Raw genomic sequence first — 14616 nt, 5'->3', positions numbered from 1 at the left:
TCACTCTAAAACAGTGCTTACACGGGCCTCGGATATCGAAGTGCCAACGGATTTATTTGGACAATTTTATTTCTGTCAAGCCCTTGGTGGGGCGCTGATTCCGCATCTGTGTTTTCCGTATCGGCGTTGAACCGTCAAGAGCAGTATTTCGGCAGACACATAGCCCGCAATGCCTCCTAAATAGAGTTTACGCTGAGTTAACTGGCAGTTTTGGGATGCACGGTATGGGAATAACAACAGTGTTTTTTGTGTTTATCGATATCTCTACAGTTTTTGTATTTCTGAGGCGAATTGATGATATTGGTACATACAAAGGGTGATGTAACTGCAAAATACTTATATTTCCACAAGCTGTTTGAAAGAAGACAGAAATTTATTGAACCGGTGAAAAGTACAGCTGCGAGAAAATAACGCAGTTTCAGATAATAAGAGCACTTGGTGCGCGGACCGCCTGATAGAGTCGGCGTCTCTTTATGCCAATAGAAATGACACAGAATTCTGAACACCCTCGTGGACGATGGAGCCGTCCGCTTGAATGATTGGTGAGGCGATAATCTTAATCCTGCGTCCAGACACCGGAATCGTACATTAGCCGCATTGTGTAATTTACTTGCAGGGTCTGGCTGGATTCGCATTGTATTTCCGTGGGGGCTTGCGGTGACCCGGGAGCAGTAACGAATATGGATGAACCAGCCCGAAAGGAATCAAAAAGAGCGTATTGATACCCATTGTTCACGAACTCAACAGATGCATCGCCGTTCATAAACGAGGTGTACTTGAACACACCTTTTGGCGGCCTCTTTACGCTCGGGAACATAAATGTAAGTTTGCCTTCGTCGGAAGCCCGATACTGCATGTAGCCGGATGTACGAGTAACTACACGCGACGAACAGAGTGAGAATACACGTTGATGCTCCATACAGCTCCATAATGCAATCTCATCTTTAGCACAGAGAGGGCTCGGCATGTACTCATCACGGTACTGCTTCCAGGTTGCATTGGTAATCGATGAAGCAGGCGTTTGTCCTTGCGCGGGAGTGACTGTAATGGCTAAGACTATGAGTAGCGCCAACAATGAAGAGGTACTAAATTTCATAGTAAATAACATCAAAAATCAACAGTGCCAATAAAGTGTGTGGAATTGCTATCCAAGTCTACAAGCTCGGGTACCACTCGGGCCAGATTGTATCTTGAACACTCGATTCGGCCTCTTCCTGAAATAGCTTTGGGAAAGGCTGAGTCATATCTCTTCGCCAATGACTATCACTATCCAAGTGCCTATGGACCCAACCTCTTAAAGGACTAGGTTCGCATTCTTTTTTAAATTCAATTCGCCATTTTTTGATTTCGTAGATCTCTTAAATTCCATTGTGACGGTTAACATTTATTTAGATATCTTGCCAAGTACATACTCAGATATTTTAAATGCAGCAAACCTTGCCTGTCCCTCTTTAGGATAGTCACTTGGCACTATCTCTATTTCTTGCACTTGTAAATCACCACCATACTTAATGTTGGCTTCTTGAACACCTTCCAATATTTCTATTTTATGGCGTTCCAGGTCAAATTGAATTTGAGCATCATCTTGATCTATGCCAAGGCGTTTTACCACCAGAACACCGCTGTCTGGAGTTTTCCCAAATTTTATTGAAACCAAAACACATCCAGAGCCAGTTACGTGTTGTCTTCGATAATATGTGCTTTCTGAAATATTCATAGCAATTTGACGCTGTCAATAGTTTCTGAGGGAAGCGAAGTCCGGCAACCGTGGAGAACGAGAATGACTGGCCTTGTTATAAGTTGATGATCCGATTAAGTAAAATTTTAAGTTTTCCTCGTAATCTTCTTTAAGTATTACACCTTGTTCTATTAGGGAAGCTCTGATTAATTCACTTTCCGGTGGCAGAGGTTCTTCGGGGACGAATGTGAAGCTCAGATAATAGGACAGATATTTCGAGAACGCACGAGTACTTTACTGTATCCGACGGTTTCGAAATATCTGTCCTATCACTTGAGCGCCTCGGAATCTACCATAGTGTTCACGAGAATTAATCAGAGGTTCCCTATCATTTTTCGTCACTCTCCGTTTGTTAGCCTTGCTTTATCAATAATATCTGACAACACTGAATGAGCATTGGCGCCAAAAACGCTGATCTCTAAGCAGTTGTCAATCGACTTTGCTACGACATAGGCTTTGGATTCATTCTCTTTGCTAAGGATATAAAAGTCCAAGCCATTTTTTTCTTTATGTAAAAGATCATATTCTTTATGAGAGTTAAAGAACGACTCCTCAAAAACTCCACGCGGATTTGAAAATGAGGAAGTTATAAAATCGTAAGCTGTATTTTCAGATCCATAAAGACCAAGCTCCTCTTGGTCTATCACTCTGTAAGTTACTAGCGGGTTCCTGTTGACCACAAACAGCGGACCATCATCCACCCAGTATTTATTGCTTTCTAGCGGCAAGGGAAGTTCTATCTCGTCCGAGATTGAAACCGCTTTCGTGGAAGGAGGAACCGCTGAACACGCAGATAGGAAAGCAATTACTGATATTAAAATAGAAGTAAACAGTGCTTTACTCATACAAATTTCTTTTATTGAATACAAAATGAGTATCTCATATAGAAAATCATGGGCACTAACAAAATAAAATTCACTCTGTGCCAGACATATTGCAACACTTCTTGGTTCATAGAAAATACTGTTCATCCATACAAGTGTATGGATGAATCAGTTGGGAGAATGGCTGTATCGGCCGTTTCTGGGGGGCAGATTCAAGTCTCTAGCATTGCTCGACGAGTGAATCTTGGTGGTCTGTATGCTCTATGTGGATTTGAATCCGATCTGGGTCACGATGGCCAAGACGCCGAAAGCCTCTGCTCATACCTCTATCCAACAGGGTATCTCCATAGCTCAGGCTGGCAAACAGCCACAAGCGCTCTTTCTCTTCGTTGGTAACCCGCGAGAATCCATGCCAAAGGGACTGCTTTTTCAGCTTCAGAACTAACTGGAACTGGTGGACTGGAGTAGCCGTTGCCTTCGTGAAGACAAGCGCGGCGCTATCAATGAACAACTACCACCAATTCTAGAACGACTGCAGATCGACCCGCGACACTGGCTCTACTTGAACCGCAACTTCGAAAGGCGCTTCAAGTCTCAGGTTGGTGTCACTCATTCAGTGCGCTTTTTTTGTCAGCCGCTCGGCAAACACTGGGCTCACGGAATCCGCGACTGTGAGCGCTACCTCTCCCTGCCGATCACATCTTAAAGTTTTTCCTGTCCTTAATAGCTACATACACTGTTTTGATCACAGCAAACAGACACGCAAGTGATCCAATGAGGCACGGAAAGAACAATAGTGGAACCTTTGCGGCATACCCCATATAGGCAAATATGCCTAATAAGAAACCGACAAAAACCTCTGTAACTAGCGATTCCCAATCGACCGTGTTATTTAGCTCTACGGTCTTTGCTCCATAATGCCTTAAACCGATCTTCCTTATTTTCCTAGGCATAAAAAATTATCATATTTATATCACAGCTCCAGGGGCCACTAACTCAACCCCTTATCCCGATCTATATAACCACGCCAGTATACGTCAATCTGCCAGTCCATCAAGCCAAAACATTATTGGCACGAAAGTTCATGGAGCTACGTCAATCAAACATAACATATTTATCGAAAATAAAGTGGCGATGTAAATAAGAGTTTATATAGATTTTTGACCGTGATATTAAATAGCAGTAATCAGATAAAGCTGAAAGCTTATTAATTGTCGGCCACTCACTATCAAATTCGTAGATGCTGCTGGAAACGGTTTGCTCTCAAGCGCATCAGACTACGGGTCTTTGGGTAATTAGAAGTCGGAGAATTATCCACAAAATAAAAATCCCCAGTAGTTTACACTGCCGGGGATTTCTTTTAATTAGAGAAAGAACAATTCTGTCTTTTTGGCAAAACTAGTCAAAAAGCCCTTGCGGTTTAATCAGCGGAGTTCCCGCTGGCACTTTGGCTCTACCGATTCAACAACCCCTTAACCGCCTGCGGCAAGTCCGCCGGCAATATTACATTCTTGGCATTACCCGACTGCGACAGTTCGGAAAGCGCGCTGATATAGCGTTCGCCCAGCAGGTACATTACCGGCATTTCCTTGTCGCCGATGGCGGCGGAGACGCGTTCGATGGCTTCGCGGCTGGCGTCGGCCAGTACTACCTGGGCCTTGGCGTCGCGCTTGGAAGCTTCCAGGCGGCCGTCGGCTTCCAGAATCGCGGCTTGTTTTTCGCCCTCGGCGCGGGTGACGGTGGCGCGGCGCTGGCGTTCGGCGGCGGCCTGTTCTTCCATGGCTTTCTGCATGGTGGGAGAGGGATTGATATCCTGGATCTCAACGGTTTTGAGGTTGATGCCCCAGTCGGCGATATCGTCGGAGATTCCCTCTTTCAGTTTTGCCTTGATCAAATCCCGGGAGGAGAGCGCTGCGTCGAGGGACATTTCACCGACGATGGAGCGCAGAGCCGTTTGTACCAGATTCTGAATGGCCAGGGTGTAGTCTTCCACACCGTACACTGCCTTTTCCGGCGAGACGATATTGATATAGGCCACGGCGTTGGCAATGATGGTGGCGTTGTCCTGAGTGATGACTTCCTGTGAGGGAATGTCGAGCACAATATCCTTGGTGGTGACCTTGTAAGAGACTTGGTCGATATAGGGAATGACCACGTTCATGCCCGGCGGCAGTGTTTTGTGGTATTTCCCCAGGCGCTGGACTATGTGTTTGGAGCCCTGGGGCACTATGCGCACACCTTTGGCGATGGTAATAACCACGAGCGCTACCAGCGCTAGAACTACATATAAGCCTTCCACGATAATTTCCCCCTAAATTAAAAACGATTTCCAAAGAGCCAATGATGAATTCGCCTGAGCTTAGAAGCTGATTGCATGGCGCTCAGGTAAATCAATCAGCGGTTATCCAGTGCTGTGTCAGGCACGGGTGACGATCAGGGTATTGCCGGATATATCGGTCACTTTGACCCGCTCGCCAATAGCCACTTCCTCAGTGCAGATAAACAGCCATTCCTCCTCTCCCAGAATCGGTGCCGGAAACTTCAGTCGGCCGCGGTTGCGCCCGGCATTGGATTCCAGCACCAGCCCTATCTGTCCGGTCAGAGCCTCGGCGGCCATGCCGGAGGTGGTGCGATCTTTCCACTTGGGACGGATCAGCTTTAGCCAGCCGATCAGTAGAGCAAAGGAGATACCGGCCCAGAGCAGCAGTTGCAGGGTGATGGGTATATCCACAATAACCAGCAGCACCCCTATTACCAGGGCGGCAAGGCCGAACCAGAAGAGGATAAATCCGGAAACGAAGATTTCCGCGGTGACTAGCAGCAGGCCGAGGACCAGCCAGTGCCAATAGGCGATATTTGCGTTGAGCCAGTCCAACATTTGGGCTGCGCCCCCCTTTTTGTGATTGATGTCCACCTGATTATGCCAAAAAGGGGGCGCACTACTAGGATTTGTTTTCTCGGGCGCGGCGGCGGGGGCTGTTTTTTTTGCAGTGGGGTGTGTGTTCTGTAAAAAGTGTGCGGCCGAGCTGTTTCACTTCTCCGCGCAGTTTGACGATGCGCTCCTGCGCCGTGTTTATCACGGGTATCAGTTCGCCGGAAAAAGATTCGCTGTGGCGGCTTAACAGCGCGCACAGCAGTTTCAGGTCTCGCCAGTCGCCCAGCGCTTGCGCCATCTGCTTCAATGGTGCGCTGCGCGGTGTGGCCTCGCGCCAGGTGTCTTGCAGTAGGCGGCAGTGATACCAGTGGTCTTTTACTCTTTTGCGCAACTCGTGATACTGCTCCAGGCCAGCCTCTGCACGCGCGCGGGACAGGGCCTTGCGCGCGCGGCGGTAGCCTTGCCGATAGCCGTGTTTTGTGTGCCGCCAGTGCAGTTGCGCGAGCGGCCAGTTATCGATGCGGGAAAGGCCCTGTCGCAGCATCTCGGCGGCTGCTGCGAGGGCTTCCGGATCGGTTTGTGTTTTGGCGTTTTGCTGTAGGAAGGCAAAAGTGTTGGGAAATCGCTCCGGCGGCGCCAGCATCAGCAGGGCGTCGCGTATGGAGACGGCGTCGCGGGTGCCCGACAGGCTGTTGGCCAGCGCCCGGTAGTGGGCGTTCTCAATACGGTAGCAGTCCGGGATTTGTGCCCGCACCAGGCGCAGCAGGGCGCGCATTTTCTTGCAGTGTTTGCGCACTTCGTGCACCGCCTCTTCGCCGGGGCGTTGCTGCAAGGCGTCGAGGGATGCGGTGATTTCTTCCCGCGCGGTACAGCGCAGAGCATCCGCCAGGGGAATGTCGCGGTTGAGCCGGTAGGTCATCGTATTTGCCCCGCAACCTTATGTCGCAATATCGCAAAGTTTAGTGAGTGGCGGTGCCTGAGCGCTCGCCCCGTTGTACAATGCTGCCCCTCAAATTTGGCTAATCAGGGGCTCGTAAAGGCCCGGCAGGCACAGCATGAAGGAAGGCAAGACCACCCATTTCGGCTACCAGCAGGTGCCGGTGGAAGAGAAGGCGGGGCGCGTGGCGGAGGTTTTCCACTCGGTCGCGGCGCGCTATGACGTGATGAACGACCTGATGTCCGGGGGTATTCACCGCCTTTGGAAGCGTTTCACTATTGAGCTTTCCGGCGCCCGTCCGGGTCAGACGATTCTGGATATTGCCGGTGGTACCGGCGATCTGACGGCGCGCTTTTCGCGCATAGTGGGGCCTGAGGGCACTGTGCTGCTCGCGGATATCAACGAGTCGATGCTCAAGGTGGGGCGCGACCGGCTGCTCGACAGGGGGATCGCCGGCAATGTGTTCCCGGTGCAGGCGGATGCCCAGTACCTGCCCTTCCCCGATGACACCTTCGATTGCGTCACTATCGCTTTCGGTTTGCGCAATGTCACCGACAAGGATCTGGCCCTGCGTTCGATGCTGCGCACGCTCAAGCCCGGCGGCCGCCTGCTGGTGCTGGAGTTTTCCAAGCCGCAGTCAAAGCTGCTGGAAAAAGTCTACGATCAGTACTCCTTCCGTCTACTGCCCGTGATGGGCAAGCTGGTGGCCAATGACGCCGACAGCTACCGCTATCTGGCGGAGAGTATCCGCATGCATCCGGATCAGGAGACCCTGAAGCAAATGATGGAGGATGCCGGTTTTGTGGACTGCGAGTACCACAATATGACCGGCGGCATAGTGGCGCTGCACAAAGGTATCAAGCCCTGATGTGTTGTGTCGCTGACCTGCGGCCGGACGTTGTTTGCGGAAGACACCGCGCATTTACCGCCGCAGGCTTGTCAGCGCGTTTGTTGTCGCGGCTAGACTTGCCAGGGTACTTCGGCAGCAGAACCTTCACCTCAACTTCCAATCGACTTCGCCAATGACCGACCCGACATTCCGCACCGGCTTTGACGCTGCCCTGGAAACCGCGATCAACACTGCGTTGCAATACGACCCGGCCACCCGCGCGCGCCTGCAGAAACTGGACGGCAAGGTACTGGAGCTGGATCTGACCTCTCCGAAAATGACCTTCTGTCTGGGCGTGGAAGGCGAGCGCGTGTGTTTGTACCGCCACTGGGAGGGGCAGATATCCACCCGCCTATCTGGCTCTGCCGTTGCGCTGGTGCGCCTGCTGAGAGATTCGAGTGCGACACCGGCGGGGGTGGGTGTGGGCGTCAATGGCTCCAGCGCGCTGCTGGCGGAGTTGCAAGCCATTATGCGGGACTTGGATATCGACTGGGAGGCGCCGCTGGCGCAGCTGGTCGGCGATGTGCCGGCCCACGCTGTTGGCGAGGCGCTGCGCACCCTTTCGAGCTGGCTGAGGGACGGCTTCAGCCGCGCGCCGGCGGCCGCTGCGGAGGCGGTCAGTGAGGAGTGGCGGTTGACGCCGCCGCAGGCGCAGTTCGAGGCCTTTGCGGAGGACCTGCGGGCGCTGTCGCTGGCCACCGAACGCCTGGAGGCGCGGGTCAATCTGCTGAAGGAAAAGTTTTCCCAGCGGGGGGCGGAATAGTTTTGCCGGTTGCACGCAGTTTTACCATCGCGCGGGTTTTCCTGCGCTACCGTCTCGACCAGTTGCTGCCGGCGGCGCGCCGGCCCCTGTGGCTGCGCGGCCTGCTGAGCCCGCTGAAATTAATGCCGGAATCCCGGCTCTCCCGCGGAGCACGGCTGCGCCGGGCCCTGGAAGAGCTGGGGCCGATTTTCGTCAAGTTTGGCCAGCTGCTGTCCACCCGCCCGGACCTGTTGCCGGCGGATATCGTCGAAGAGCTGGACCGGTTGCAGGACAAGGTACCCCCCTTCCCCAGCGAGGAATGCGTGGCGCTGATAGAACAGGCCCTGGGTGCGAGTGTCGATGAGCTGTTTGCCGATTTCGATCGCGCGCCTCTGGCCTCGGCCTCGGTGGCCCAGGTGCACAGCGCCGTGCTGCTTTCCGGCGAGCAGGTGGTGGTCAAGGTGTTGCGCCCGGGGATCGAAAAGATCATAGAGCAGGACTTGCGCCTGCTGGCGGTCATCGCCCGCTGGATAGAGCGCTGGGTGCCGGACGGCCGCCGCCTGCGCCCGGTAGAGGTGGTGGAGGACTACCGCCACACGATCGAGGGCGAGCTGGATCTGGTGCGCGAGGCCGCCAACGGCACTCAGCTGAAGCGCAATTTCGCCAATTCGCCGCTGCTCTACGTCCCCGAAGTCTATTGGGACTACACGCGGCAAAATGTCCTGGTGCTGGAGCGCATCGACGGTATTCCCGTTACCGATATAGCCCAGCTGCGCGCCCAGAATACCGACATGAAGCTACTCGCCGAGCGCGGCGTGGAGATCTTCTTTAAGCAGGTGTTTGAGCACAACTTCTTTCACGCCGATATGCACCCCGGCAATATCTTCGTGTCGCGCAAACATCCGCAGCGGCCGCAGTACATTGCCATCGACACCGCCATAGTGGGCAGCCTGTCCCGCGAGGACCAGTACTACCTGGCCCGCAACCTGTTGGCCATGTTCCGCCGCGATTACCGCATGGTGGCGGAATTGCATGTGCAGAGCGGCTGGGTGCGGCGCGATACACCGGTGAACAGCTTCGAGGCGGCAATCCGCGCGGTGTGCGAACCGATTTTCGAGAAGCCCCTGGGGGAGATCTCCTTCGCCCGGGTGTTGATCAGCCTGTTCCAGACCGCGCGGCGCTTTGATATGGCGGTGCAGCCACAGCTGGTGCTGTTGCAAAAAACACTGCTCAATATCGAGGGCCTGGGGCGGCAGCTTTATCCGCAGCTGGATCTGTGGAAGACTGCTCATCCATTCCTGGAGCGCTGGATGCGCGAGCGCATTCACCCCAGGACAATTATCGGGGAGATCAAGCGCTATGGCCCGGAGTGGCTGGAGAAGTTTCCGCAGCTGCCGCAGATGGTCTTCTCCTCGCTGGAGCAGTCCCGCGATCTGGCGCCGCAGCTGCAGAGCATCGGCGACAAGCTGGCCCAGAGCCAGCACCGCGGCCGGGGCCAGTACTTGCGCCGGGTTGCCGGTGTGTTGCTGGCCGCCGGTGCTGTCGCCCTGGCCTCCCCCCAGTGGGCAGCGCACTTATCCACAGGCACCTGGGTGATGGGTGCCGCGGCTTTGGTACTGTTACTGTGGCCTTAGAATCCGCAATCGCCTGTGTGTGCCGGTATCGTGCTAAAGGCCCGGCTTCACACTGCGGGTCTCAGGCCCGCGCCAACCTACAATAGGAAGTCTGAAGGAAGAGACATTGACCAACGCAGATACGAGCACCAGCTTTATCGACCAGGTCAGCTGGAACAGTGACGGCTTGGTACCCGCCATAGCGCAGGACTTCGAGACCGGGCGCGTGCTGATGATGGCGTGGATGAATCGCGAATCGCTGGCTCTCACCGCCAGTGAGGGTTATGCGGTCTACTGGTCCCGTTCACGCAATAAACTCTGGCGCAAGGGCGAGTCTTCCGGACACCTGCAGCAGGTGCGCGAAATACGCCTCGACTGCGACGGCGATACCGTACTACTGCTGGTGGAACAGCAAGGCGGTATTGCCTGTCATACCGGGCGCGCCAGCTGCTTTTACAACCTGTTGCAGGACGGGGAGTGGAAAGAGAATCAGCCGGTGCTCCGGGACCCGGAAAGCATCTATGAGGGCAAGGCATGAGCGACCTGTTGCAGCAATTAGACGCGGTACTGGAAAGCCGCAAGCGCCAGGGCGATGCCGACAGCTCTTATGTGGCGAGCCTGCACAAAAAAGGCCTGAACAAGATTCTGGAAAAAGTTGGCGAAGAGGCCACCGAGGTAATACTCGCCGCCAAGGATGTGGAGTGTGGCGGCGACAGGCAGGCGATGATCTGCGAGACTGCCGACCTCTGGTTTCACTCCCTGGTGATGCTCTCGCACCTGGGGGCGGATTCACAAGACGTACTCAATGAGCTCGCGCGCCGCTTCGGCCTCTCCGGCCTGGAAGAGAAGGCCGCGCGCAGTAAAGATTAACTGGAAAAGTCAGCGAAAAGGCTGAGTAAAACCTGGAGAAGAGCATGGGATTTGGCGGAATTAATATTTGGCAGTTGCTGATTATTCTGGTCATCGTACTGCTGCTGTTTGGCACCAAGCGACTGCGCAACCTGGGCAGCGACCTGGGCGGTGCGCTCAAGGGCTTTAAAAAAGCCATGAAGGATGACGAGGAAAAAAAGGAACCGGAGAAGCTCGAACACGATGAACCGGAAAAACCGCAGCACAAGGATGACGCGCGGGAGCGGGACAAACAGTCCCAGGACAAGTGAAACTCTAAAGCCCTGCGTGAGAAACGCCCGTGTTTGATATCGGCTTTTTTGAACTTCTGATGGTTGCAATCGTGGGCCTACTGGTGGTGGGTCCGGAGCGGTTGCCGGACGCTGTGCGCACCACCGCCCGCTGGTGGTCTGGCGTCCGACGCATGTTGCACAATGCGCGCGCGGAGCTGGAAAGAGAGGTGGGCGCCGACGATATCCGCCGCGAGCTGCACAATGAGCGCATCATGCGCGAGCTGCAGGAGAGCCGCCGGGAAATGGAAAAGGCCTTCAACACCGTGGACGCGGAGCGCGAAAACGTCCCCACCGAGCCACATGCGGAACCGGCGCACTCCAAGGCGGAAAAGGAAGATTATTTGTCGGAACAGGACGAGAGCGCCACAGAGCTGCAGGACCCGGAGTACCCGGAGCACTGGCACGACTACGGCGACCCGGAACTGAATTCCCACCACCCGGACCGTGCCGCCCACGCAGAGAAAGCCAGTACAGCAGCACAAAAAAAGCCGCAGGAAAAAGACAAGCAGTCCTGAGTGAAGGTAAGCAGCGACATGAGCGACCAGCCGGAAACCGACAGTCAGCAGCCGTTTATCGACCACCTGATCGAACTGCGCGACCGCCTCCTCAAAACTCTCTTGGTGGTGGTGGTTATCTTCGCCTGCATGGTGCCCTTTGCCGCAGAGATCTACGATTTCGTCGCCGATCCACTGCAGGCGCGCCTGGCGGAAGGCGCGGGTATGATCGCCACCGAAGTGACCTCCCCCTTCTTTACACCTTTTAAGACTACATTTGTGCTGGCCTTTTTTATTGCCATCCCTTTTGTGCTCTATCAAGCCTGGGCCTTTATCGCCCCCGGTTTGTACCAAAATGAAAGGCGTTTTGCCGTGCCTCTGCTGGTGTCCAGCGTTATCCTTTTTTACGCTGGCATGACCTTCGCCTATTTTGTTGTTTTCCCCATCATCTTTGATTTTTTCGTCGGCTCCGCCCATGCGGATATCCAGGTGATGCCGGATATCAGCCGCTACCTAGATCTTGTGCTGAAGCTTTTTTTTGCTTTTGGCTTCGCCTTTGAAATTCCCATCGCCACGGTACTGTTGATCTGGAGTGGCGCGGTAGATCCCAAGACCCTGGCAAGCAAACGCTCCTATGTGATCGTCGGCTGTTTCGTGGTGGGAATGCTGTTGACACCACCGGACGTGATTTCCCAATCCCTGTTGGCGGTTCCCATGTGGCTGCTGTTTGAGCTGGGTATTTTGCTTGGCCGCTGGATCCAGTCCGGGTCTAAGGCGTCGACAGAGCAAGATCAGGGAACTTCTGATTAATTCGCTGCCTGAGGTAAAGGTTTTGGGGCGCCGATGAGACGCTCAGGTAACGGACTTGGCGCCCCGCAATCCACTATCTTATTCCCGAAGGTAGTGGATGAGTGTGACTCCACTGCCGGGGAGACTGCCCGTACATGCGTTTGAACTCGCGGCTGAATTGAGAGGAGCTTACGTACCCCACTTCCATGGCCGCTTCGTTTACACTCATGCCTGCGGCAATTTTCACGGCCGCACTGTTCAGCCGCATCGCCTTCACAAACTGGATGGGCGACAGAGTGGTCGCCTGCTTGAACTTGCGGTGGAACACGGCCCGGCTCATTCCTACCTGCGCGGCCATCTCTTCAATGGTGACCGGCTCTGTCAAACGGGAAGACAGAAACGCAATTGCCCGGGCGATTTCATTGCCCACACCAAAGGCGCGCTTCGCACAATCTCCGGCTTCCCCCCTCAGTACGGCGTAATAGACTTCCCGCAGCCGGCCATCTCCAAGCACCGCCATATCCGCCGGGTTGTCCATCAATTGCAGCAGTCGCCACAGCGCGTCACCAAATGCGTCGTCCCAGCGCGCGAGTGTGACCCCCTGTTGTGGGGGTGGGTTGGTCTTGGGCTTGCGGATGGCGCCCGCGGCGTTTTGCATTGTGATTGCCAGATCGGTCATCACGCGCGTATCCAGGGAGATATATACCCCCAGAAGAGGAACCTCCGGCGAGGCTGCGGGCGTCCCCGCCTCTACCGGCATGGAAATGGGACAGCACAGGTATCGACTGCTGTCGTATAGGTAGCGCTTGCCGTCCAGTATGGCCTCTTTGGTACCACTCACAATGGCCACCACACTGGGCTCGTACACTGCCGGGGCGCAGCGAACCGGCTCGGTGACCCGGAAGAGTTGTACGCCCTTCACCCCGGTTTCCACCATGCCATCTTCACTAACCCTGCGCTCAATGAGTTGTTTTATCGGCTGTCTATACATGTGCTCACGGTAGCATTGCAAAATACACCCTTCAATCAGCGTGAGACAATCAGGCATGTATTAGCGACTATTTCGCCTATTTTGTTACATCCTCGATATTTATAGTTCAAACCGAATAGCGGGCACTGTCGCCCAATCATCCGCTTCCCCTGACTGGTGCAGCGAGACGGCACCTCATGATTTACCGGCGGCATATCGGCCGGATACGCAATCGAGAGAGTTTGAACAATGGCTATGCAACAAAAATTTGGACCCAATGGTTGGACACCGGAGCGGCTCAGTTCGCTGAAGGGCAAGACGTTTGTCATCACCGGTGCCACTGCCGGCGCGGGCTTTGAGGCAACGCGAGTGCTCCTGTCCAAGGGTGCGAAAGTGGTGATGATGAACCGCAACGCCGACAAGTCCGCTGCCGCCATTGCGCGTCTGAAACAGGAGTTGGGCACTGATGCACAGGTGACGTTTGTGCAAATGGACCTGGCGGTACTGGATTCCGTGCGAGAAGCTGCGGCGAAAATAATGGCGCGGGTACACCGGATCGACGCCCTTATTTGTAACGCGGCCATTGCTCAGGTCGCCCGGCAGGAGATCACCGTGGATGGCTTTGAAAGCCAGTTGGGGGTGAACCACTTCGGTCATTTTCTGCTCTGTGGGTTGCTCTTTGAGCGGATTGAAGCCTCGGGTGGGCGCATCGTGGTTGTCGGCAGCAACGCCTATAAAATGGGGCTGAAACGTATTCAGTTCGAAGATCTCAACTTCGATAAAAAATATACCCCCTGGAACGCCTACGCCCAGAGCAAGCTGGCACAGATGATGTTTGCTTACGAATTGCAGCGACGGGTTGAGGCGGCCGGAAAACGCACCCGGGTGCTGGTTTGCCATCCCGGCGCAGCCCGCACCAATTTGTTGAAGGACACGGCCGGCCCTCTCCAAAAGGCACTTTGGGCTGTGCTCTCGCTGTTGGCGCAATCCGCGGAAAAGGGGGCCTGGCCCGAAGTGATGTGTGCAACGGAAGAAGGGCTGGAACCCGCAAAATTATATGGACCTACAAGGTTCGAGATGGTGGGCCCGGTCGGCGAGTGCCCGCTGGAGGACCTTGCGCTTAATCGGGAAATGGCGGCTAAACTTTGGACCCTCTCTGAGCAGAAGACGTCACTGCGCTGGGCACTGTAGCCTGCTAGGGAACCTCTGATTAATTCGCGTGGACACAATGGTAGGTTCCGGGGCGCTCAGGCAATAGGACAGATATTTCGAAAACGCACGAGTACATCTCTGTAGCTCCGCCGGATACCGCCTTGTATCCGACGGTTTCGAAATCCTATTTCCTATCTTCGCTCGCGCCTTGCGCAAGCGTATACACTTCCTGTCTTATGATTGTCGCCGGGCCCCGTTCGAATCCGGCTCGGCGAGGTGGCTGTCCTTGTCGATATTGCGCAGTGCGAGGCGGATTAAATAGGTGGCCATCAGGAAAATAAAGGCGATGACTCCCAAGCTCAGCAGGCCGGAAAAACTGGTAAATAGGTCAATCAGTGCGTCCATATCTGAC

Annotated in this window: 17 protein-coding genes; 10 read left to right on the top strand and 7 right to left on the bottom strand. The window is 54.5% G+C overall.

All coding sequences use genetic code 11. From position 1 onward, the window contains the following. Window positions 1–1384 precede the first annotated feature (1384 nt). Together BM155_RS05760 and BM155_RS05755 are read right to left on the bottom strand one after the other, a co-directional pair. Window positions 1385–1717: a hypothetical protein gene (locus BM155_RS05760; RefSeq protein ID WP_139223159.1), complete on the bottom strand. Its 333-nt coding sequence runs from the start codon at window positions 1715–1717 to the stop codon at window positions 1385–1387. Window positions 1718–2076: 359 nt separating this feature from the next. Continuing rightward, window positions 2077–2583 carry a hypothetical protein gene (locus BM155_RS05755; RefSeq protein WP_067156761.1) on the bottom strand — a complete coding sequence of 169 codons (507 nt, stop codon included), beginning with the start codon at window positions 2581–2583 and terminating at the stop codon, window positions 2077–2079. 433 nt (window positions 2584–3016) lie between these two features. On the opposite strand from BM155_RS05755, the gene BM155_RS16970 reads away from it, so the two are divergent. Continuing rightward, window positions 3017–3268: a hypothetical protein gene (locus BM155_RS16970; protein ID WP_139223158.1), complete on the top strand. Its 252-nt coding sequence runs from the start codon at window positions 3017–3019 to the stop codon at window positions 3266–3268. 747 nt (window positions 3269–4015) lie between these two features. Here the strand turns inward: BM155_RS16970 and BM155_RS05740 are convergent. The 3 genes from BM155_RS05740 to BM155_RS05730 form a co-directional block, all read right to left on the bottom strand. Further along, a complete protein-coding gene (locus tag BM155_RS05740; RefSeq protein ID WP_067156759.1) occupies window positions 4016–4861 on the bottom strand; it encodes an SPFH domain-containing protein in 846 nt (281 codons plus the stop codon). A 117-nt stretch (window positions 4862–4978) separates the two neighbouring features. Further along, window positions 4979–5440 carry an NfeD family protein gene (locus BM155_RS05735; protein ID WP_067156757.1) on the bottom strand — a complete coding sequence of 154 codons (462 nt, stop codon included), beginning with the start codon at window positions 5438–5440 and terminating at the stop codon, window positions 4979–4981. A 64-nt stretch (window positions 5441–5504) separates the two neighbouring features. Continuing rightward, window positions 5505–6356, bottom strand: coding sequence for a CHAD domain-containing protein (locus BM155_RS05730; protein ID WP_074901669.1), 852 nt, complete (start codon window positions 6354–6356; stop codon window positions 5505–5507). Window positions 6357–6492: 136 nt separating this feature from the next. On the opposite strand from BM155_RS05730, the gene ubiE reads away from it, so the two are divergent. The 8 genes from ubiE (at window position 6493) to tatC (ending at window position 12103) form a co-directional block, all read left to right on the top strand. Then, window positions 6493–7242 carry a bifunctional demethylmenaquinone methyltransferase/2-methoxy-6-polyprenyl-1,4-benzoquinol methylase UbiE gene (gene ubiE / locus BM155_RS05725; protein ID WP_067156751.1) on the top strand — a complete coding sequence of 250 codons (750 nt, stop codon included), beginning with the start codon at window positions 6493–6495 and terminating at the stop codon, window positions 7240–7242. Between the two features lie 154 nt (window positions 7243–7396). After that, complete coding sequence (locus BM155_RS05720; protein WP_074901666.1) at window positions 7397–8026, top strand: ubiquinone biosynthesis accessory factor UbiJ; 630 nt, start codon at window positions 7397–7399, stop codon at window positions 8024–8026. Between the two features lie 2 nt (window positions 8027–8028). Beyond that, the gene (ubiB, locus tag BM155_RS05715) at window positions 8029–9639 is read left to right on the top strand and encodes a ubiquinone biosynthesis regulatory protein kinase UbiB (protein WP_067156746.1); all 1611 of its coding nucleotides are present in this window, start codon (window positions 8029–8031) and stop codon (window positions 9637–9639) included. Window positions 9640–9745: 106 nt separating this feature from the next. Continuing rightward, window positions 9746–10156: a phosphoribosyl-AMP cyclohydrolase gene (gene hisI, locus BM155_RS05710; RefSeq protein WP_067156741.1), complete on the top strand. Its 411-nt coding sequence runs from the start codon at window positions 9746–9748 to the stop codon at window positions 10154–10156. Then, window positions 10153–10488 (top strand): phosphoribosyl-ATP diphosphatase, encoded by a 336-nt coding sequence (locus BM155_RS05705; RefSeq protein ID WP_067156739.1) that lies wholly within the window; start codon window positions 10153–10155, stop codon window positions 10486–10488. Before hisI ends, BM155_RS05705 begins: the two co-directional genes overlap by 4 nt. A gap of 44 nt (window positions 10489–10532) precedes the next feature. Beyond that, complete coding sequence (gene tatA / locus BM155_RS05700; protein WP_067156735.1) at window positions 10533–10778, top strand: Sec-independent protein translocase subunit TatA; 246 nt, start codon at window positions 10533–10535, stop codon at window positions 10776–10778. Window positions 10779–10807: 29 nt separating this feature from the next. After that, complete coding sequence (gene tatB / locus BM155_RS05695) at window positions 10808–11314, top strand: Sec-independent protein translocase protein TatB (RefSeq protein WP_074901663.1); 507 nt, start codon at window positions 10808–10810, stop codon at window positions 11312–11314. A gap of 18 nt (window positions 11315–11332) precedes the next feature. Next, the gene (gene tatC / locus BM155_RS05690; RefSeq protein WP_067158153.1) at window positions 11333–12103 is read left to right on the top strand and encodes a twin-arginine translocase subunit TatC; all 771 of its coding nucleotides are present in this window, start codon (window positions 11333–11335) and stop codon (window positions 12101–12103) included. A gap of 73 nt (window positions 12104–12176) precedes the next feature. Here tatC and BM155_RS05685 read toward each other — a convergent pair whose 3' ends face one another. Beyond that, on the bottom strand, window positions 12177–13073 hold the full coding sequence (locus BM155_RS05685) for an AraC family transcriptional regulator (protein WP_074901660.1): 897 nt from the start codon (window positions 13071–13073) through the stop codon (window positions 12177–12179). A gap of 228 nt (window positions 13074–13301) precedes the next feature. Here BM155_RS05685 and BM155_RS05680 point away from each other — a divergent pair, with 228 nt between their 5' ends. After that, the gene (locus BM155_RS05680) at window positions 13302–14243 is read left to right on the top strand and encodes an SDR family oxidoreductase (RefSeq protein WP_074901658.1); all 942 of its coding nucleotides are present in this window, start codon (window positions 13302–13304) and stop codon (window positions 14241–14243) included. A gap of 195 nt (window positions 14244–14438) precedes the next feature. On the opposite strand, the gene BM155_RS05675 is transcribed toward BM155_RS05680, so the two are convergent. Continuing rightward, the gene (locus tag BM155_RS05675; RefSeq protein ID WP_074901655.1) at window positions 14439–14609 is read right to left on the bottom strand and encodes a DUF3149 domain-containing protein; all 171 of its coding nucleotides are present in this window, start codon (window positions 14607–14609) and stop codon (window positions 14439–14441) included. Window positions 14610–14616: the final 7 nt, after the last annotated feature.

Origin of the sequence: Microbulbifer thermotolerans, from assembly GCF_900112305.1 — a bacterium.
Classification (GTDB): domain Bacteria; phylum Pseudomonadota; class Gammaproteobacteria; order Pseudomonadales; family Cellvibrionaceae; genus Microbulbifer; species Microbulbifer thermotolerans.
Note: the sequence above shows the minus strand (reverse complement) of the source record. Positions and strands in the feature narration are given on the sequence as shown.